Here is a 19963-nt window from a genome sequence, read left to right on the forward strand (position 1 = left end):
TTTGCTCTGATCTCACTTGTGAATATCGCGATGTCCGGGGCCGGCCATAGCGACAAATCCGAGTGTGCTACTGGGATAGCATCACGGCTTCGCCCACTACTCATCTCTGCACCTATTTAATTGCGTGACCGGAGTCAGATGAGATTTCGAAAGGTCGGCTGTAATGATCCCGGCCTGCAGTGCGCGCGCTACGCTAGCAAGCATTCTCGCTCGATCAACACCCTCGCTATCAAGTAATAAGCTTAATGGAATCTGCTTATTCTGCCGAAAAAAGCTGAGCAAGATTTCATCTTCGTTTCCGCAAAAAAGATGTCGGCATCTGTTAATCATCCCGCACAAGTTTAGCCAGTTCTCGAACAATACATAACTGCCCAGCAAATCTTTGTCAGTGACAATTCGATAAATACCAGGAAAAACGGGTCGCATTACCTGGTGTACACGGGCAACCATTGTTGAAGTTTTTCCCCGTCCGCGAATTGACTGGAAATCGATCCATTCAGTCGATCCGTTTGTTAGCTGCACTTTTATTGCCGGGGTAAAAGATTGGATTGTTCCTTCGACGCAAACATCTATTTCCATATCGTTAATTTGATAGTTTTCGACGTTCACATCGCCTTCAATAATTACGGCGTACATGAATACCATGTCCCCTACGAAGACAACCCGTTTCCTATTCTTTGGTGACTGGAAGTGCCAGATGTTCGCGACGCTAGCTCCGCGCTTTTTAGCAGCCTGCATTGGAGTGCTAGAGGTGCTTACCCTAAGACGTTTGGTGTTTAGCATAGGAAATTTTCTAGACTGAGTTAGGTAAAGTGTCAGCCCCGAAATTTACCACCTCGACAATCATAAAATTTGCCCACACTACAACGATATCGAAAATATTAAACTTGACTATAGAGCAACTTTTTGGTATATTACGCGTGCGAGTATTATTTAATAGTTTAGGCGGTATGTTATAAACTTTATGTTAAGCTCTTTAGCAACATAAGCTGCCCGCGGAATGGTCTGAGAGTAGCCTTAGCTCAGTCAACAGCCCATTGAAGTCATCCATTTCCCATCCGAAATTGCCCAGCCATTGCCGGTCTTCTTGGTGGTTTATTCCGCAGGGTTCATATGCTTCGCGCGTCGTATGTCGCAAATGGGATTCCGCGAGGAGCAAATACATGCTTTGCGCTTACGGTATTAGTTTAAGAGCGCCCCTTGCCCACGCATTTAGTTTCAAGCTCTTTTAAACTAAAAACGTTATCGTTCGCCGAACAAATAGCTACTATTGCGGGAGGTAGGGAATGCAGGTAGAGGTACATGGGATAGCTTTGTCAGCGGTGACAAGAACGTGTTTTGAACATAGAATTAGTTTGGAGCGCTGCCGAGCCTGCTGCTTTCAGCAGCGTGCCTGGCAATTTGTTCGAGGCGCAGCTGGTCCTTCAGGCTTGCCAGGTTCTGCTCAGCCGAGGCCTAATTTTGGAACACGTCCTCCATGGTTGCCGCACGTCGCCCAGCTGCGATTCCAGCGCAGCCTGGGCATGCTCATGCGCTTCCTGCAGTTCCGCCGTTCGCGCGCGCACAACTTCAACCTCAGTGTCGGCTTCAGCTTGAAGTTAATCCGCAAGCTGGGTTACCAAGACAAAACGGCGTCACTCTCACGAGCTTTGTGACCGTTCTCCGCGGCCTGAATCCCCACGAATCGTTGTGGATTGCTGTCAATAAACATCCACGTCCGAGTGCTAGGTAACCTCATCTCGGCCTACAGGATTGGAAACGTCAGCTCCGCTCCATTGACGTCGAAGATCCGGCACCCACCAACGGTGATGCTCCATTTCTCTTTCACGCTCAGATAGCTATTCATTGCAAACAGCAATTGGCGCCCCGGATGCAAGGGATTCTCATTGTCCTGCTTCCCGACCAGTTCCATCAGTACGCTTGACAGCCTATTCGGATCATCAAGGGGCAAACCGTCAAGATCGAGATTCATGATGTCAATCCTCTCTTTCGAATAACTGGTAAGCTGGCCACGTAACAGATTGCGGAAGGTATTCCATTCATAGAATGCCACACCATTTTTCAACGCAAAATCGAGGTTTTCAATCGTATGAATAACGATAAATCCCGTGTTCTCTTCAAGGAACCGGTGGTCGACCTTTGCCAAGAACGTAGACGACACTCCAGACTCTTTCAGGGATGCGCGAATCCGTTCTAGGAAAACCGGATCGCCGAACTGCGCCCTGCTACCGAGTAGCTGATCTACGGCCTTGTTGAGCTGCTTGTTTTTCGCATATTCGTCGAGCTCATCGCGGAAGTATGGCAGCAGACTTGCAACCCGGTGCTTGATCTGGCAAAAGTAGAGCCGCTCAAGGGTTTCATCGGCGACGATCAAGTCGATGTCATACTTTCCTTCCTTCTCCGATTTCGCTGTGACCTCTTGTCCATACCGATAGCGCGCAGTACCCACCCGCTTGTTCAGGTAGGCGGGTATGTATTTTTTGTCGAACCAGTCGCCGCGTTTCGTCATCTTGGCGAGCATGGGATTCAAGGACGAAATCAGCCCATACTTCAGGCCCAGCATGCCCATGCGAAGTGTGTCTGGGCCGGATCGAACGATGAGCGCTTCGCCCTCGCGAGCACTCTCAGACTCGGCGAAAAGTTCGTCCAGTTCGCTGTGCAGGAAACCGGCCGCGTAGATGGACCCGACCGGATAGTCCTGAGGTAACGCGGTGTGGTTGCCGGCGATGACATCCGGAACCTTTAGCTTCTGGAAGTCGGCATAACTCATGAGATACAGATAGCAGATCAGTTCCGTCCGTCGCGCCAGCCGGGTGTAGAGGGCCTTGTCGACGGAGTAAATCATATCCACGAAATCCCCGTGAAATGAAATGGTTTTGTCGAGCGTATTCTCGACAAAACCGACGAACGCTGGGTGACGCGCGCGAACGCCCTGCTCTAGTGAGGCGCCATTCGCGCATAAGGCCGAGTGCACCGCCGTCCGTAGCATGATGTCGGCAATATTGCTGTGAAAGCTCCAATGGTGCCCGAACCAGTACAGACGAATGGCCTCCAGGATCGGCTCCTCGTCGGCAAGCTGATAAGGAATGATGCCTTTGCGAGGAACGACGATGCCTGCGAGCACCCATAGACAAAAACACGATAGCGCGTAGAGCGAAATGAAGGCTGCCTGATCCTGAGGTGAGAAAGACTGGAACGACTGCCCTTCCTTTAAAAGGTCTTCAACGGCTTGGCCGACGAAACTGTCGTGCATCTCCAGCAGCCGTGATTGAGCATGCTCCATTTGAGTGGGGCTGGTCACAACGAATGCGTCAAGCGCGACATAACGAAATCGTAGCCCCAGAAATCGTGCTTTGGTGCCGGGTTGGATACGCGACCGGCAGTAACGCTGCACTTTCGCAAAACGGACGAAAACATCACGCGGAATGTGTGGTTTCAGAAGGTCAAGGTCGCAGTGCCAAGGCAAATACATCAGCTGCCGACCGATCGTCCAGGCATCACCGGTCAGGCGTTTTTCCAGATATTCAAGCAAGTACATGAACCAGAGCCGTTTAATTGAATGAGGGAACCCGACAGTCCCGGCCACTCGGGATGCCATTCCCGCATTCTACTTTTTTTGTCTGCAATGACTATCGGCCAGGGTGCGGCAGGTATCCTTATTGGTGGCATGTTAGCGAGAATTTGCGCGGCATTGCGCAGCCGATGAACTCATGCGATGAACTGCCAGGCATTGTCAGTGCCAGTTGGTCACGTACTTTTGGCAATCGGGGCGAGTAGCTGCTCCTTGAATCTGTCCTTGACCCACTCGTTGTAAATGTGGACAAACTGCATGGTCAAGACCTTGAACTTATTGGCATTCGCACCCGAGGCCACGTAGTGCATCAGCTCATGCTGCCCGGGGCCGAATTCCGATTCCCGTGGACTGCGTTCCGTGAGTCCCAAGTTAATGTCCCGGGTCGCATGCTCGCCAAAGATCGCCTTGAACAGGAAGTGATGTGCCTCGGGCGGTCGCCCGCTGACAGCGTGCAGGACGTCGCTGAAGTCCACGCTACTGCCGCCTCCGTGAACCTCGCGGAAATCATGCGTTAGTTTCGTGCGCATTACTCCGTACAAGGCTGTGCCCTCCTTGCTGCCAGAATAGTCAGACAGGTTCTTCTGCCAGGCCCCGGAAAGGAAGGGATTGGCGCCGAAATGCAAAGGCAACTGGGCGTCGAGGACCTGGTACACTTCGTTAACCAAATCCTGGTCGAGCAGCACGTTCGGTTTGCTTTTCACAGCGGCGGCAATCCTCTGGCCCAGTGTCTGGTACACGGCGGTCACCGCCCGGGTGGGGTGTCCGAAGTTACTCACGACCGACTGTATGCTGGCGTCGGCGGACGTGAATGCAGCCTTTTTTAACACCTCCCACGTATACGGATTCGGGGCATCGGCAGGATCGGACGTTTCTTCTTCCATCTCGCTATCGTCATCGTCCCCGCTGTTACGGTGTTCAATGGCCTCCGCCCGCGCGTCCTCCACCGTATAGATTTCATCCTCTTCATTGTGCAGCTCCTGGACGTATTTCCGCTGTTTGCCCGTCAGGCCATTCATGACCTTCGTGGTTTTTGCCAGCGTTCCAGGCTTGTAGCCTTCAACGACCCGTTGAACAACAGGGCCCCCGCGAACGGCGTCGCCCAGCGCCCGTTGCTGTAGCACGCGCGGGCTGTTATCGATCATTTCGCCGAGTTTGCGTTGCGCCACCGCCGTAGGCCGGTTGTCGACCAATCTCGCCATCGAAGCGCTTTTGATTTGGACGGCATCAGGGTCACTTCTTGACTGGAGTGGTGCTCGCATGTGGCGACCTTGGATGAATGGACTTATCGATCAGGTTACTTAATGATAACCCCATTTTGCCTTTACTCGGCCTCGAATCAACTTCTCTCGGGTCGTCGAAACAGCCTTTCGTCCTTTACCCCTGCAGACAATCTGTCGTCAGCGCCAAAAATGCGCTTGTTCAATGTTGTCGCTAACGGGATCCATCGTACGCTGCACCGGGCCAAATCGTCACGTCAGCAGTTGCGATTCAAAATCGAGAAGCGTGGTCTGACGGAGGTTGACGCCTGCATTTCTCGCTGGCCCAACTCAGCCGCTCGGTGCCAACAGCAGTATCAAGGCTGTGGAATTCAGCCATTCAGCCGGCATGAAAACGCATCTACACCCACATCCCATTCTCAGCACATTGACGCTCACCGTATGTGCATGAGATTTTCAAGAATATCTGAAGCCCGAGGCGCCCATGCTTGCGAAGACATTCAAGTCAGGGTTGGCGTATGCGCTGATATTTGCAGCAGTCCCCCGTCGAGCATCAACCTCTTCAAGGAGCAATGGATGAACAAGAAACTGGCTACCCTGCTGTTTGCTATTGGTATCGGCGCCAGCACTTCGGTGTTTGCGTGGCAGGACGTTGAAGCGTGCGTCCGCGGCTGCGGCCAGGTACTGGACGCCTGCCTGCAATTGAGCACGAACGCCGAGGAATCGGCGCACTGCCGGCAAGAGTTCAACGAGTGCAGGGACTGGTGCGGCTTCTAAGGTCGCTGGCAAGACATGCCGTCCGGATGGGCGGCATTTTCCGGCACACGTTTTCGACTATCGTCGGATGCGCCCTGCTCCGCTAGGAACCAGGATGCAGAATCACCTTGGTCCAGCCGTGATCGCGCACGTCGAAGTGCTTGTAGGCGTCCGGCGCCTGGTCCAGCTTCAACTCATGCGACACGATGAACGAAGGTTTCGCTCGGCCGGCGTGGATCAGGTCGCGTAGCTGCCGGTTGTAGGCCTTGACGTTGCACTGGCCGGTGGCGACGCGCTGCCCCTTGAACCACAGCTTGCCCCAGTCGAGCGCGATCTTCCCTTCCTTTTCGAGGGCGTCCGGGCCGTTCGGGTCCTCCGGCACGAACACGCCCACCACGCCGATCCCGCCGGTGAACTTGACCGAGTTGACCAGGTTGTTCATCGTGAGATTGGGCCGCTCTTGCCGGTGATGGTGGTGGTCGTGGCACTGGTAGCCGACGCACTCACAGCCCACGTCCGCGCCCTGCCCATGGGTCAGGTCCATCACCCGCTGCACCGGGTCTTCCTTGGAAAAATCGATCGCGATCGCGCCGATCGACTCGGCCAGCTTGAGCCGGTCGGAGTGGCAGTCGACCACCATCACACTGCACGCCCCCTTGATCATCGCAGAATGCGCGGCCATCAGGCCGACCGGTCCGGCGCCGTAGATCACCACCGCGTCGCCGGGCTTCATGCCGGCCAGTTCGGTCGCGTGCCAGCCGGTCGGGAAGATGTCGGCGCACATCACGTAGTCGGACTGCTTTTCCTCGGCGTCGGGCGGCAGCTTCAGGCACATGAAGTCGGCCCAGGGCACGCGCAGGTATTCGGCTTGCCCGCCCTGCCATGGTCCCATGTCGGCGAAGCCGAAAGCGCCGCCGGCAAGCCCAGGCTCGTTCGCCTTGAGGCAGTAGGCGGTCAGGCCGCGTTCGCAGTTCCTGCAATGCCCGCAGCTGATATTGAAGGGCATGCAGACCCAGTCGCCGGGCTTGAGCCGCTCGACCGCGGGACCGACTTCCATGACCACGCCGAGGTTCTCGTGGCCGAAGACGCGGCCCTGCTCGAAGTCGGTCCGCCCCTCGTACATGTGCAGGTCGGAGCCGCAGATGTTGGTGCTGGTAATTCGGACGATGGCATCCGTCGGACGTTCGATCTTTGGATCCGGCACATCTTCGACGGCCACCTGGTTGGGGCCTCGATAGACAACAGCTTTCATAGTCCACTCCTTGAGCTGCCAGGAAATAGCCTGCCCTGCGTGACCGAAGACGACACGTGGCAATCTGTTCCGGCAGTGGTTGGCGATATCCGCGAAAGGCGCCCGCGGGACCATCTGCCTGCCGCCGACGCATCGATGGTCGGTGGCAGAAGCGACACAGGTTAGACACGCGTTCGCCCCATCGCAAGCGGCGATTCGATTGAAGCGAGCACAGCCGAGTCGTTTTTTTTCGACGTGTTCACCAACGCGCGAAACGTCCTTGCGGGGTGGTGGGCTCCGATGTAGCCTTCCGCATTCACATGATCCGCCGGATGTCGGCGACGTCCAGGCTCTCGGGGTTCTTGCAGCGCACGCTGCTGTCTTCAGAAAGGAAGCGTCATGCGAATTACCACCACGTTTCTCGCGCTCGTCCTTGCCGGCGCCGGCTGGTCAGCCGCCATGGCAACGGCGCAAACCGAGGTGTCCGCCGCGCAGCCCGAGCACCGCCGGGCCGCCACGACGCTGCAGCAGGCTGCCCAGTTCGAACACCAGGTCACTGGCGTGACCGTCAGCGAACGGGGCCGGCTGTTCGTCAATTTCCCGCGCTGGACAGAAGATGCGCCGGTCTCGGTTGCCGAGGTCATGAAGGACGGCAGCCTGCGTCCTTATCCCAACGAGCAATGGAATGCCTGGCGCAACGTCCGGCGCGACGAGCTCGATCCCGCGCAGCACTGGGTTTGCGTGCAAAGCGTGGTCGCCGACGGCCGCGGCAGCGTATGGGTGGTCGATCCGGCGGCGCCCGCCGTGGACGGCCTCGTGCCGGGAGGACCGAAGCTGGTGCGCATCGATCTGGCGACCGACCGCGTGGCGCAGGTGATCCGGTTCGGCCAGGACGTCGCAATTCCCGGCTCCTACCTCAACGACGTGCGCTTCTCGCACGACGGCAGGCATGCCTTCCTCACCGATGCCGGGCAGCGCGGCGCACTGGTCGTGGTCGACCTGGCCAGCGGCAAGGCGCGCCGGGTGCTGGACGGCCATCCGTCCACCCAGCCCGAAAAAGGCGTGGTGGTGCGCACCGACGGCAAACCGCTGCGCTATCCGGACGGACGCCCGGTGCTGTTCGCGGCCGACAGCATTGCCCTGTCGTCCGACGGCGCCTGGCTGTACTGGAAGGCGCTGACCGGCACCACCCTGTATCGCATCCGGAGCGCGGCGCTCATCGGACAGGGCCTGGCCGGAGAAGACCTGTCGAGCCAGGTCCAGCCCTACGGCCAGGTCGGGCCGACCGACGGCCTCTGGATCGGGCGCGGCGCCGACATCCTGTACCTCACCTCGATCGAGGACAACGCCATCAAGGCGCGCAGATTGTCCGAAGGCCCGGCCGGCGCAGTGCGCACGGTGCTGCAGGACCCGCGCCTGCGCTGGCCCGACACCTTCAGCGAGGGACCGGACGGCAGCCTGTACGTGACCACCTCGCGCATCCAGGATTCCGCATTCTTCAACCGGGAGGCGCCGCTGGCGCTGCCGACCCAGTTGTGGCGCCTGCCTGCGCCGCGCAAGTGACATCCTCATGCGGCGCTCCGGCGCCGCCAACCTGCAACCAGTCCGCTCGGCGGGCAATCAGCAAGGGAGTTCAATCATGGCAAGCAGACACTCTGCCGCACCACCGGGCACGGCATCGCGAGCGGGTTCACACGCTGGGCCGTCGCACAATCTTGGCTGGATTCCCATCGCGTTGGGGGGCGCAGCCATCGTGGCCGGACTCGGCGGCCGCAGGAGAGGCGCCGCGGCGCTCGCGCTGAGCGCGGTCGCCGGCGCGGGCGCGCTGGGCGCGCTGCGCAGCACGCAGACCGGCCGGGTAAATGCCGGCGGCGCCCCGGAGGTCGAGCGCTCGATCACGATCGGCAAGAATGAAGACGAACTGCGCCAATACTGGCAAGACCCACGTACGCTGCCGCAGATCATGTCCGGCTTCGCGACCGTGCACGCCACCGGCGAAGGCCGCATGCACTGGAAGATCGAAGGTCCGCTCGGCCGCGCCTGCGAATGGGACACCGAAACGGTGGGCCATTCCGGCGCGGGCATGGGTTGGCGCGCGCTGTCCGATGGCGCGGTCTCGAACGAGGGGTGGATCCGCTTCCACCCCGCCCCGGCCGGTCGCGGCACCGTCGTGACGCTGCGCCTGCGCTTCGAGCCGCCGGGCGGCGCGCTCGGCGAGTGGCTGTTTGAATTGCTGGGCACCGTACCCCTGCGCCTGGTCGCCGATGGCGCGCTCAGGCGCTTCAAGAACCTCGTCGAAACCGGCGAGATCCCAACCACCGCGCGCCAGCCCGCTGCTCGCGCCAACACACACTGAAGGACAGGCCATGCGAGCACTTTACTGGAACGGCGTGAACGACCTGCGGGTCGGCACGGTGAAGGACCCCGAGATCGTGAATCCCCATGACGCCATCCTGCGCGTCAGCCTGTCGACGACCTGCGGCTCGGACCTGCACTTCATCGACGGCTATATCCCGAGCATGAAGGCCGGCGATGTGATCGGCCATGAGTTCATGGGCGTGATCGAGGAAGTCGGCCCGGCGGTCAAGCGCGTCAGGAAGGGCGACCGCGTCGTCGTCCCCTCGTTCATCGTTTGCGGACAATGCTGGTACTGCCAGCATTCCCTTTACTCCCTATGCGACAACACGCACCCGAAGCCCGAGCTGCAGGAACCGCTCCTTGGCGGCTATCCCACGGCCGGCATCTACGGCTACACCCACGCCTTCGGCGGCTACGCCGGCGCGCACGCGCAATACGTGCGCGTGCCGTTCGCCGACAACGATTGCTTCAAGGTCCCCGACGGGGTGGCCGACGAGACCGCGTTGTTTCTGTCGGATGCGGCGCCGACCGGCTATATGGGCGCCGATTTTTGCGACATCCAGCCAGGCGACACGGTCGCCGTCTGGGGTTGCGGCGGCGTGGGCCTGATGGCGCAGCAAAGCGCGCGGTTGATGGGCGCCGAACGGGTGATCGCGATCGACCGCTTCCCCGAGCGCTTGCAGATGGCGCGCGCGCACGCCGGTTCCGAGACCATTGACTACACGCAGGTCGACAGCGTGCTGGACGTGTTGAAGGAAATGACGGGGGGACGCGGCCCCGATGCCTGCATCGACGCGGTGGGCATGGAGGCGCACGGCACCGGGCCCCAATACGCCTATGACCGCGTCAAGCAGGCGCTGCACCTGGAGACCGACCGTGGACAGGCCCTGCGCGAAGCCATCATGGCCTGCCGCAAGGGCGGCACGCTGTCGGTGCTCGGCGTCTATGGGCTGATCGACAAGTTCCCGATGGGCGCCATCATGAACAAGGGGATGACGGTGCGCACCGCCCAGCAGCACGGGCAAGCCTATATGGAGCGGTTGCTGACTCATGCACAGAAAGGCGAGCTGAACCCTGCCTATCTCGCCACGCACCGCTTTTCGCTGGAAGACGCGCCGCGCGGCTACGACATGTTCAAGCACAAGAAGGACGGCTGCGTGCGCGCCGTGTTCGCGCCGTAACGATTGACTTGGCTTGACTGCCACTCGTGGAGTGCCGGAATCTTTATCTCAAGGCACTTCACGGGCGTAGCGCTCGGTTTTCCCGGCGCGAGGCGGGAACGCGCGGATACCGTCACTCGACGAAATGCAATATGACTTAACCGCCACTCCACCAGTGGCGATTTGCTCTTGCCGCCAGCGACCTGCCCCGGGCGATCCAGTCAAGCATTCGGCGGCGGCATGAAAGCCGACAGCTTGACCTGGCTGAACTCCCGCAGCAAGGCGCCCGCCGCCTGCGCCATCGCCACCTCGAGCGCGCCATTGATCGCCTGTTCCTGGGCGCAGCCGGGATGATCGACATTCGCGCCAATGGCGAAGATCACCGGCTCCTCGAGCGCCTCGTAGACATCCAGCATCGTGATGCTGTCCGGGTCCACCGACAACACCCAGCCACCATTGCGTCCCGCCGTCGATTGCACATAACCCGCATCGCGCAAACCACCCATCATGCGGCGGACCAGGACCGGATTGGTGTCCAGCACGACGGCCAGCTCTTCCGAACTCGTCGTGCCCTTGCGTCCGTGTATATGAACCAGCGCATGCAGCATGCGCGCCAGCCTGAAATCAGCTCTCATCGATATCCTCCTCACGCCAGCATACCGCAACTCCGAAAGTATCGGAATAGCCGGCCGCAATCGCTACTCCAGAAGTTCCTGTTTATCAGACTGCGTGGCCGCGCGCCTTCCCACCCGGTCGCCTCGATTGCCGCCTTTTCTCTTGGTAGCCATGGTGGGTAGTGTTAGTTCATCCGTAGTCTGCGGCTACGAGGATAATTTGTTGGGTTGGTTGGCATGTTGGTTAGTTACGTTTTTTAATGCGATGAAACAGCGCACCCTTTCAAGCCACTCATTTCAGATGCCTGAACATTGCAGTCTGATATTTATTGAACGACAATGATTGCGCAATCATCTGGCGACGATCCCTTTTCGCTCTCTCTGTCCGCTCCACGAGGCCCACCCGCGCGGGGCCACTTTTTTCAAGGTCATCATGATTTCTCCACGTACCCTGGCAGGCCTGGCATCGTTGGCCGCACTGGCGGCCTGCTCCACTCCGGGCGGCCAACCCGATGTCGACGCCATATCGCCACAAGCCGCCCTCTTCGAACGCTTCAGCTACGATGGACGGTCGCAGGAAACGGCGACGCCCAGCGCCACCCAATACCGCAACCCGATCCTGTCCGGCTACTACCCCGACCCTTCCGTGCTGCGCGTGGAAGACGACTTTTACCTGATCAACTCGTCGTTCACGAACTTCCCCGGCCTGCCGCTGTTCCACTCGCGCGACCTGAGTACCTGGACCCAGGTCGCCAACGTGATCACCCGCCCCTCGCAGGCGAACTTCCAGGGCCTGCGCTCGTCGCGCGGCATCTACGCCCCCGACATCTCGTACCACAAGGGCGTGTTCCATGTGGTCACCACCTGCGTCGATTGCGGCGGCAATATGGTCATGACGGCCACCAGGCCGGAAGGCCCCTGGTCCGAGCCGGTCAAGCTCGCCTTCGGCGGCATCGATCCTTCGCTGTTCTGGGATGCGGACGGCAAGGTCTACCTGGTCGGCAACGACGCGCCGGCCGAGAAGCCGCGCTACGACGGCCACCGCGCCATCTGGGTCCAGGAATTCGACCCGGCCGCGCTGGCGGTCAAGGGCGAGCGCACCCTGCTCGTCAACGGCGGCGTCGACATCGCGGCCGAGCCCAGCTGGATCGAAGGACCGCACATCTTCCGCCGCGGCGCCTACTACTACCTGATCGCGGCCGAGGGCGGCACCGGCGACAACCACTCCCAGGTGGTGTTCCGCTCGACCAGCGTGCGCGGCCCGTTCACGCCCTATGCGCACAATCCGATCCTCAGCCAGCGCAAGCTCGATCCCGCGCGCCCGAATCCGGTGACCTCGGCCGGCCACGCCAAGTTCGTCCAGACCCCGGATGGGCAATGGTGGGCGACCTTCCTGGCCACCCGCCCCTACCGCGACGGCATGTACAACATCGGACGCGAAACCTTCCTGCTGCCGGTCAGCTGGAAGGACGATTGGCCGCTCGTGCTCGAGGACGGCAAGGCGATTCCCTTCGTCGCCGCGCGGCCGGCGCTGCCGGCGCAAGCGCGGCCCGCCTTGCCGCTGTCCGGCGACTTCGCGTATGTCGACGAATTCGACGGCGCGCGCCTGTCCGACGCCTGGATCGGCGTGCGCACCCCGGCGGCGCCGTTCCACCGCCTGGAAGCGGGCCGCCTGGTGCTGGAGCCGCGCGGCCGGCTCGGCGACCTGGAAGCCACGCCCGCCTTCCTCGCGCGCCGCCAGCAGCATCACATCGCCACGGTCGCTACCCGCCTGCGCTTTCGTCCCGCCCGCGAAGGCGACCGCGCCGGACTGGTGGCCTACCAGAGCGACGCTTCGCACCTGTTCTACGGGATGACGCGGATGGGCCAGCGCGACGTGCTGGCCCTGACCATGCGCGACAAGGACGACGCCGACCGCCTGCTGGCCAGCGCACCCGTGGACGGCGACGCGATCGACCTCGAGATCCGCTTCGATGGCGGGCGCATGGACTTCTTCTACAGCGCCGGTGGCGTGCGCCGCGCGCTGCGCGCCGGGGTCGATGCAAGCTTCCTGTCGACCAGCAGGGCCGGCGGATTCACCGGCACGATCGTCGGCCCTTACGTCTGGCGCTCCGGCGCGACAGGTCCGGACTAGTCGTATTGACAGGCTCCACCGAGTCTTAACATATCTTGTTATGCGCTACCATTTTAAGTTAAGCAATGGTAGGCTTATCGGATAACGTGCCTTGCACATAACAATATCGACAGGAGGAGACTTGGAACGACATCCGCCAACATTCATGGCAGGCAGCCGCGCGCCCCGCGCCCTTGGCGCTCCCATTGCCGCCTGCCTGCTGGCCGCGGCGCTCGGCACGACGCTGGCGACACCCCCGGCCGCCGCCCAGCCGAGCGTGCAGGCCGCGCCATCCGAAGGCCGCCAGCGCATCGACTTCAACGACGGCTGGCGTTTCACCCTGGGCGACCCGGGCGGCGACTCGGCGCCCTACCTGTATGACGTACGCCCCGAGGTCAAGAAATCGGCCGACGGCAAGGATGCCGACGCGAGGCCCGATCAGGCGGTCCGGGTCGAGCGCGGCGGCGTGGCCCTGCTCAAGCCATGGATACTCCCGAGCGGCAATGCCTTCATCAAGGATCCGGCGCGCCGCCATGCGCGGCCGGCGCTTGACCCGGCCATCGACGCGCCGTACGCGCGCCTGGGCTTCGACGACAGCGCCTGGACTCAGGTGCGCCTGCCGCACGATTGGGCGATCGCCGGCCCCTTCCTGGAAACCGGACCGTATGGCGGCATGGGCCGCCTCAAGACCTGGGGGCCGGCGTGGTATCGCAAGACGCTCGCGCTGAGCGCGGCCGACCGCGGCAAGCAGATCTTCCTCGACGTCGACGGCGCGATGGCCTATGCCAGCGTCTGGGTCAATGGCCGGCTGGCCGGCGGCTGGCCCTATGGCTACAACTCGTTCCGCATCGACCTGACTCCCTACGTGACGCCGGGCGCCAGCAACCAGGTCGCGATCCGCCTCGACAACACGCCCGAATCGGCGCGCTGGTATCCCGGCGCGGGCCTGTACCGCAACGTCTGGATCACCAAGACGGCGCCGCTGCACGTCGGCCAGTGGGGCGTGCAGCTCACCACGCCGCGAGTGTCGAAGCAATCCGCCCAGGTGGCCTGGCGCGTCACCCTCGACAACAAGGGCGCCGCGCCGGTCAAGGCGGAGGTCATCACCGAACTGCTGGAGCTCGACGCCCAGGGCAGGCCCACCGGCCAGCCGGTGGCGCGCGTGACGTCTCCCGCGTCGACGGTCGCGCCGGGCGCCAGCGCCAGCGTGGACGGCACGGCGACCCTGGCCAGGCCGCGCCTGTGGGGGCCGCCGCCGACCCAGCAGCCCAACCGCTACCTGGCCGTGACCACGGTGCGCCAGGATGGCCGCGTGGTCGACCGTGTCGAGACGCCGTTCGGCATCCGCACGCTGCGCTTCGACGGCAAGGAGGGGGTGTTCGTCAACGGCGAAAAGATCGTGCTGCGCGGCGTGAACAACCACCACGACCTCGGCGCGCTCGGCGCCGCCTTCAATGTGCGCGCGGCCGAACGCCAGCTCGAACTGCTGCGGGAGATGGGCGCCAACGCCGTGCGCATGGCCCATAATCCTCCCGACCCGCAACTGCTCGAACTGACCGACCGCATGGGCATCCTGGTGGTGGACGAGGTGTTCGACTCGTGGCAGCGCAAGAAGACGCCGCTCGACTTCCACCTGATCTTCGACGACTGGCACGAGCAGGACCTGCGCGCGATGATCCGGCGCGACCGCAACCACCCGTCGATCATCATGTGGAGCATCGGGAACGAGGTCGGCGAGCAGTACACCGACCACGAGGGCGCGGCGCTCGCGCGTCGCCTGCATACGATCGCGCGCGACGAAGACCCGAGCCGCCCCACCACCTTGTCCATGAACTACGCCAAGCCGCACATGCCGCTGCCGGCGGAGGTGGACATCATCAGCCTGAACTACCAGGGCGAAGGCATCCGCCAGGATCCGGAGTTCGAGGGCACCGACCGCATCCGCACGCCGCCGCAGTATCCGGGCTTTCACCAGGCGTTCCCGGACAAGGTGATCCTCACCAGCGAATCGGCGTCGGCGTTCAGCAGTCGCGGCGTGTATTTCTTCCCCGTCCATCCAACCGACAGCTCGATCGTGCGCGATGGCCGCGGCGGCGACTCGACGCTGCAGCAGGTGAGCTCCTATGAGCTCTACGCGGTCGATTTCGGCTCGTCGGCCGACAAGGTGTTCGCCTCGCTCGACCGCCATCCCTACGTTGCCGGCGAATTCGTCTGGACCGGCTTCGACTACCTGGGCGAACCGACCCCGTACTACGGCGCGCGCAGTTCCTACACTGGCATCCTCGACCTGGCCGGCTTCAAGAAGGACCGCTTCTGGCTGTACCAGTCGCGCTGGCGTCCGAACCTCAGGATGGCCCACATCCTGCCGCACTGGACCTGGCCGGAGCGGGTCGGCCAGGTGACGCCCGTGCACGTGTTCACCTCGGGCGACGAGGCCGAGCTGTTCGTCAACGGCAAGTCGCAGGGCCGCAAGAAGAAGGCGCCGTTCACCTACCGCCTGCGCTGGGACGAGGTCAGGTACGAGCCGGGCGAGGTGCGTGTGGTGAGCTACAAGGCCGGCCAGGAATGGGCGCGCGCCAGCGTGAAAACGGCGGGCGCAGCGGCTGCGCTGCAGGCCGGCGCCGATCGCACGACGATCGCCGGCGATGGGCGCGACCTGGCGTTCGTCACCGTGCGCATCGCCGACAAGGCCGGCGTCGATGTGCCGCGCAGCATGCAGCGGGTGCGCTTCACGGTCGAGGGCCCGGGCGAACTGGTGGCCACCGACAACGGCGACCCGACCAGCTTCGAACCGTTCCCGTCGGCGGAGCGCGCCGCCTTCAACGGGCTGGTGCTCGGCATCGTGCGCGCCAGGCCGGGCGCCAGCGGCCCGATCACGGTGCGGGTGACCGCCGAGGGGCTGGCGCCGGCGTCGGTGACGCTGCAGGCACAGCCGGCGAACGGCCCGACCCAGGCGCACCGACGGCCGTGATCACCCTGCAAGCGCGGCCTCCCGCCAACCGCAACGCATGCAGTTGCAATCAGCGCTGCACGCCGATGACTCAAGCCGTGGCGCGGGTGCGTTTGCGAAACTCGGCCGCCTTGTGCCGGTTGCCGCACAGCGCCATGCTGCACCAGCGCCGGCGGTGCGACTTGGTGCGGTCATAGAACCACAGCACGCAATCGGGATGCTCGCACTGGCGCACATACTCGAACTGTCCGGTGGCCAGCAGCTGCGCCACCGACTCGGCCACCTGGCCCAGCGCCTGCCGCGGCGACGGCGCGGGTAGCCGGCGCGCGAGCCGGGGGCCGTCCTCGCCCCACTCCAGCACCGGCGCCGACTGCATCGCCGCCAGGTAACGATTGATCCGATCCGGACTGCCCCGCTCTCCCTCCTTGCGCCGCTCGACGAGTTCGCGTGCGATCGACCTCAACTCCCTGGCGTCCCGTAACAGCCCATCCCTGGCCGCCTGGTCGCCCGCTTCGCCCGCATCGATGCCGCAGCGCCCCAGCCAGCGCGCTACATCATCCCAACTGCCCCAGAAATCGACGTACTGCCCGCCCTTGCCGGCTTCGGTATTGAGCAGATCGAGCGCCGGGTGATCGGCGATGAGCAGCGGTTCGCTCAAGGCCGCCTCTTGTGTGTTGTCAGCCATGGTCTTCCTCTTGCAATAACCATCAACATTATACTTGAACGGTTACTTAAAGCATGCCATACTGGATTCATAACCCCTGAAAGCCATCGTTGATGGTTACTTCAATAACCCACCTCATACAGGGAGCTCGTCATGAAAAGCATATTGAATCCACTCTTGATGGCAGCCGCAATCGGCAGCGCCGGCGCTGCCCCGGCTGCGGAACAGGCGCCCGTCGTGCGCTACGACACGATCCAGGCCGGGGGCGTCGACGTGTTCTACCGCGAAGCCGGCCCGAAAGACGCACCCGCCGTCCTGCTGCTGCACGGCTTCGGCGCCTCGTCGCACATGTTCCGCGACCTGATCCCGCAGCTGGCCACCGGCTACCATGTGGTCGCCCCCGATCTCCCCGGCTTCGGACTGACGAACACCGGTAAGTCCTTCAGGTACACCTTCGACAACCTGGCCGACGTGATCGACGCCTTCGCCGCCGCCAAGGGCCTGCAGCGCTATGCGATCTATGTGTTCGACTACGGCGCGCCGGTCGGCTGGCGCCTGGCGGTGCGCCATCCCGAACAGATCACGGCGATCGTGAGCCAGAACGGCAATGCCTACGAAGAAGGCCTGAGCCCGGGCTGGGCGCCGATGCGGGCCGCCTGGGCCGATCCGACGCCCGCGAACCGCGAGGCGTTGCGCAAGTTCAATACGCTCGACATGCTCAAATGGCAATACGTGGAGGGAGTGAAGGACACGTCAAGGGTGGCGCCCGACGGCTATCTGCTGGCCCATGAGGCGATCGCGCGCATCGGCGTGGATCCGCAGATGGACCTGCTGGTCGACTACGGCACCAACATCAAGCAATACGCGCAGCTGCACGAGTTCTTCCGCCGCCATCAGCCGCCAACCCTGGCCATCTGGGGCAAGAACGATCCCTTCTTCCTGCCGCCCGGCGCCGAGGCCTTCCAGCGCGACAATCCAAAGGCCGAGGTGCGCTTCCTGGACACCGGCCACTTCGCGATCGAGACCCACGGCGCCGAGATCGCGCGCGCGATGCGCGACTTCCTGGACCGCCACCTGGGCGGGCGCCGGTAGACCGACGCGCCGGCCGGCCCTGGCCGCTACTGCGCCGCGGCGCCGCAGCCGGCCAGCACCTTCAGCTGCTGCGCGCGCATGAAGCTGCAACAGGTCACGATCTCGCGCATCAAATAGACGAAGCCGACGATCAGCGTCAGCATCCCGCCCACGAAGCACAGGGCGATGTAGCGGTCGAGCGGCAGGTCGGTGGTGTCTCCCAGGAACAGCATGGCGATCACCACGCACACCAGCAAGCCGCAGGCGGTGCTGGCGGTGATGCCGACGTTGATGAGGCGGGCACGGTAATACAGGCTGAGCAGTTCAGTCACGCATTCGTTGTCCGGCTGCGCCTTCAGGCGGTCTTCCAGCACCCGGCTGCGGTCGATCAGGCGGCCCAGGCGGTTGGTCAGCACGACCAGCATCGTGCCCACTCCTGCCAGCAGGAACACCGGCGCGATCGCCAGCTGGATGGCTTCCCCGATATCGCTGAGCTGAAGGTTCATTAGAGCGCGGCAGTGTCATCTTGATTGGCCTGCCGCCAGTGTAGCAGCACAGCAGGCCGCGATCGACCGCCGTCGCGCCTTGTGGGGCATCCGCCCGTCCGATCGCTAGGCAGCCCGCTGCCCGAGCCGGGCCAGGGCCGGACGAGCGCCGCGGCCGGCCGCGATCCGCATGCCGTCGCCCAGCAGGCGGGCTGCCCAGCCGAAGACCGTGTTCTGGCTCACCACGCCGCGCATGGCGCGCATGCGGGTCATCTGTTCCTGGGGCGACATGTCCAGCGCGCGTCCGATGGCGCGGGCGATGCCGGCGATGTCGCGCGGCTCGACCAGCAAGGCCTGCTCCAGTTCGGCCGCGGCCCCGGCCTGGCGGCTGAGCACCAGCGCGCCGCGCAAGTCATTGCGCGCCGCCACGAATTCCTTGGCCACCAGGTTCATCCCATCGTGCAGGCTCGTGACCAGGCACACGTCGCTGGCGCGGTAGCAGGCGCTGACGGTGGCCGCATTGGCGCTGGCGGCATGCAGCACCACCGGCCGCCAGGCGCCATGGACGGCATGATGACTGAAGCGGGCATTGATCCTGTCGGTCAGCGCCTTCACCTGGCGCGCCGATCTGCAGCAAGGTCACCTGGCCCAGCAGTTCCGGGCGCCCCTCCAGCAGCAGTTCGAAGGCCTGCAGCCTCTCGGGAATGCCCTTGGTGTAATCCATGCGGTCGACGCCGACCAGCAGGCGCACTCCCGGCGCGATGCCGAAGCGGCGCCGGACCTCGTCGCCCAGGCCGGGCGCGGGCAGCTCCTGGCGGCCGGGCCAGGCGATCGAGATCGGATAGGCGTCGACGTGGGCGACGCCAATGTCCTGTGCGCAGGCGGCGCGCGCCAGCTGGAAGTTGGCCAGGTCGGCCGGGGTCTGCAGGCCGACCACGGTGCTGGCCATCAAGCCCGCCATCACCTGTTCGCGCCACGGCAGGCGCGCCAGGCGCTGCGGCGCCGGGAACGGAATATGCCAGAACAGCACGATGACCGCCTCCGGCAAGCGCTCGCGCACCATCTGCGGCACCAGCGCCAGGTGATAATCCTGGACCAGCACCACCGGACGCGCGCTCGCGGCTTCGGCCACCACGGCCTCGGCGAAGCGGCGGTTGACCCGCACGTAATGCTCCCAATCGGCGGCGCGGAAGGTCGGCTCGACGTCGGTGCGGTGGCATAGCGGCCACAGGCCTTCGTTGGACAGGCCGTCGTAGTAGCCGGCGACTTCGTCCTCGTCCAGCCACAGGCGGCGCAGACGGTAGGGTGCGTCCAGGTATGGCTTGCGCACATGGTCGCGCTCGTCGCAGGTGGCGCGGTCGGCGTCGCCGCTACCGTGGGCGATCCAGCAGCCGCCCTCCTTGGCCAGCACGGCTTCGAGCGCCGTGACCAGGCCGCCGGCGGGACGCTGGGCCGCGATGCCGTCCGGCGTATGGGAATGGATGCATGGCGCCCGGTTCGAGACGACGATCAGGTCGTCGCCACAGCCCAGCTGCTCGAGCAGGCGCGCCAGGTCGGCGCTGTCGCGCACGTCGTCCGGCGCGAGGAGGCCAGCCGGCGGTTGATGGTTACGGCCGTGGCGGCCATCGCCGGGCAGCTGCTCTGGAAGATGGGTCGGTAGATGCGCTGGATTGCCGCGCACCCGCGTGGTGGGGTGGGTTTGGTATCTCGCTGTCATGCAAACAGCTTAATATGTTAACGTTCCCACCCACCGTGCGCCAGCGTACTCAA

At 63.1% G+C, this 19963-nt stretch carries 14 protein-coding genes and 1 pseudogene; 7 read left to right on the forward strand and 8 right to left on the reverse strand.

All coding sequences use genetic code 11. The features are described from left to right. Positions 1-96 precede the first annotated feature (96 nt). From LO55_RS26510 to LO55_RS20590, 3 genes are all read right to left on the reverse strand, one after another. A complete protein-coding gene (locus tag LO55_RS26510; RefSeq protein WP_143054581.1) occupies positions 97-783 on the reverse strand; it encodes a hypothetical protein in 687 nt (228 codons plus the stop codon). Between the two features lie 961 nt (positions 784-1744). Further along, positions 1745-3538, reverse strand: coding sequence for a hypothetical protein (locus tag LO55_RS20585; protein WP_143054582.1), 1794 nt, complete (start codon positions 3536-3538; stop codon positions 1745-1747). Between the two features lie 209 nt (positions 3539-3747). After that, positions 3748-4773, reverse strand: a complete 1026-nt coding sequence (locus LO55_RS20590; protein WP_071362918.1) for a hypothetical protein — start codon at positions 4771-4773, stop codon at positions 3748-3750. Positions 4774-5367: 594 nt separating this feature from the next. Between LO55_RS20590 and LO55_RS20595 the strand changes: the two genes are divergently transcribed. Continuing rightward, positions 5368-5568 carry a hypothetical protein gene (locus tag LO55_RS20595; protein WP_005670960.1) on the forward strand — a complete coding sequence of 67 codons (201 nt, stop codon included), beginning with the start codon at positions 5368-5370 and terminating at the stop codon, positions 5566-5568. A gap of 82 nt (positions 5569-5650) precedes the next feature. Here the strand turns inward: LO55_RS20595 and LO55_RS20600 are convergent, their stop codons facing one another. Beyond that, on the reverse strand, positions 5651-6799 hold the full coding sequence (locus tag LO55_RS20600) for a glutathione-independent formaldehyde dehydrogenase (RefSeq protein WP_071362919.1): 1149 nt from the start codon (positions 6797-6799) through the stop codon (positions 5651-5653). A 378-nt stretch (positions 6800-7177) separates the two neighbouring features. Here LO55_RS20600 and LO55_RS20605 point away from each other — a divergent pair, with 378 nt between their 5' ends. From LO55_RS20605 to LO55_RS20615, 3 genes are all read left to right on the forward strand, one after another. Beyond that, positions 7178-8341: an L-dopachrome tautomerase-related protein gene (locus LO55_RS20605; protein WP_071362920.1), complete on the forward strand. Its 1164-nt coding sequence runs from the start codon at positions 7178-7180 to the stop codon at positions 8339-8341. Positions 8342-8531: 190 nt separating this feature from the next. Further along, entirely contained in the window at positions 8532-9134 is a 603-nt protein-coding gene (locus tag LO55_RS20610; RefSeq protein WP_143054583.1) for an SRPBCC family protein, read from the forward strand. Positions 9135-9144: 10 nt separating this feature from the next. Beyond that, positions 9145-10317: a zinc-dependent alcohol dehydrogenase gene (locus LO55_RS20615; protein WP_071362922.1), complete on the forward strand. Its 1173-nt coding sequence runs from the start codon at positions 9145-9147 to the stop codon at positions 10315-10317. Positions 10318-10517: 200 nt separating this feature from the next. Here the strand turns inward: LO55_RS20615 and LO55_RS20620 are convergent, their stop codons facing one another. Further along, positions 10518-10931, reverse strand: a complete 414-nt coding sequence (locus tag LO55_RS20620) for an Rrf2 family transcriptional regulator (RefSeq protein ID WP_071362923.1) — start codon at positions 10929-10931, stop codon at positions 10518-10520. 412 nt (positions 10932-11343) lie between these two features. Between LO55_RS20620 and LO55_RS20625 the strand changes: the two genes are divergently transcribed. Together LO55_RS20625 and galB are read left to right on the forward strand one after the other, a co-directional pair. Further along, entirely contained in the window at positions 11344-13044 is a 1701-nt protein-coding gene (locus LO55_RS20625) for a glycoside hydrolase family 43 protein (RefSeq protein ID WP_071362924.1), read from the forward strand. 145 nt (positions 13045-13189) lie between these two features. Further along, positions 13190-15994: a beta-galactosidase GalB gene (gene galB, locus LO55_RS20630; RefSeq protein ID WP_177185607.1), complete on the forward strand. Its 2805-nt coding sequence runs from the start codon at positions 13190-13192 to the stop codon at positions 15992-15994. Positions 15995-16064: 70 nt separating this feature from the next. Here galB and LO55_RS20635 read toward each other — a convergent pair whose 3' ends face one another. Continuing rightward, complete coding sequence (locus LO55_RS20635) at positions 16065-16658, reverse strand: CGNR zinc finger domain-containing protein (protein WP_005670977.1); 594 nt, start codon at positions 16656-16658, stop codon at positions 16065-16067. A 132-nt stretch (positions 16659-16790) separates the two neighbouring features. On the opposite strand from LO55_RS20635, the gene LO55_RS20640 reads away from it, so the two are divergent. After that, entirely contained in the window at positions 16791-17729 is a 939-nt protein-coding gene (locus LO55_RS20640) for an alpha/beta fold hydrolase (RefSeq protein ID WP_218145991.1), read from the forward strand. 26 nt (positions 17730-17755) lie between these two features. Here the strand turns inward: LO55_RS20640 and LO55_RS20645 are convergent, their stop codons facing one another. Continuing rightward, positions 17756-18214, reverse strand: a complete 459-nt coding sequence (locus tag LO55_RS20645) for a DUF2721 domain-containing protein (RefSeq protein WP_071362925.1) — start codon at positions 18212-18214, stop codon at positions 17756-17758. 105 nt (positions 18215-18319) lie between these two features. Then, positions 18320-19910, reverse strand: a pseudogene (locus tag LO55_RS20655) (alpha,alpha-trehalose-phosphate synthase (UDP-forming)). Between the last annotated feature and the right edge of the window lie 53 nt (positions 19911-19963).

The sequence above is a fragment of the Massilia timonae genome, assembly GCF_001866515.1.
Taxonomy (GTDB): domain Bacteria; phylum Pseudomonadota; class Gammaproteobacteria; order Burkholderiales; family Burkholderiaceae_D; genus Telluria; species Telluria timonae.

Excerpts from the sequence above, each read along its gene's own strand:
- LO55_RS26510 (WP_143054581.1), bottom strand. The coding sequence starts at position 783 with ATGCTAAACACCAAACGTCTTAGGGTAAGCACCTCTAGCACTCCAATG.
- LO55_RS20585 (WP_143054582.1), bottom strand. The coding sequence starts at position 3,538 with ATGTACTTGCTTGAATATCTGGAAAAACGCCTGACCGGTGATGCCTGG.
- LO55_RS20590 (WP_071362918.1), bottom strand. The coding sequence starts at position 4,773 with ATGGCGAGATTGGTCGACAACCGGCCTACGGCGGTGGCGCAACGCAAA.
- LO55_RS20595 (WP_005670960.1), top strand. The coding sequence starts at position 5,368 with ATGAACAAGAAACTGGCTACCCTGCTGTTTGCTATTGGTATCGGCGCC.
- LO55_RS20600 (WP_071362919.1), bottom strand. The coding sequence starts at position 6,799 with ATGAAAGCTGTTGTCTATCGAGGCCCCAACCAGGTGGCCGTCGAAGAT.
- LO55_RS20605 (WP_071362920.1), top strand. The coding sequence starts at position 7,178 with ATGCGAATTACCACCACGTTTCTCGCGCTCGTCCTTGCCGGCGCCGGC.
- LO55_RS20615 (WP_071362922.1), top strand. The coding sequence starts at position 9,145 with ATGCGAGCACTTTACTGGAACGGCGTGAACGACCTGCGGGTCGGCACG.
- LO55_RS20620 (WP_071362923.1), bottom strand. The coding sequence starts at position 10,931 with ATGAGAGCTGATTTCAGGCTGGCGCGCATGCTGCATGCGCTGGTTCAT.
- LO55_RS20625 (WP_071362924.1), top strand. The coding sequence starts at position 11,344 with ATGATTTCTCCACGTACCCTGGCAGGCCTGGCATCGTTGGCCGCACTG.
- galB (WP_177185607.1), top strand. The coding sequence starts at position 13,190 with ATGGCAGGCAGCCGCGCGCCCCGCGCCCTTGGCGCTCCCATTGCCGCC.
- LO55_RS20635 (WP_005670977.1), bottom strand. The coding sequence starts at position 16,658 with ATGGCTGACAACACACAAGAGGCGGCCTTGAGCGAACCGCTGCTCATC.
- LO55_RS20640 (WP_218145991.1), top strand. The coding sequence starts at position 16,791 with ATGAAAAGCATATTGAATCCACTCTTGATGGCAGCCGCAATCGGCAGC.
- LO55_RS20645 (WP_071362925.1), bottom strand. The coding sequence starts at position 18,214 with ATGAACCTTCAGCTCAGCGATATCGGGGAAGCCATCCAGCTGGCGATC.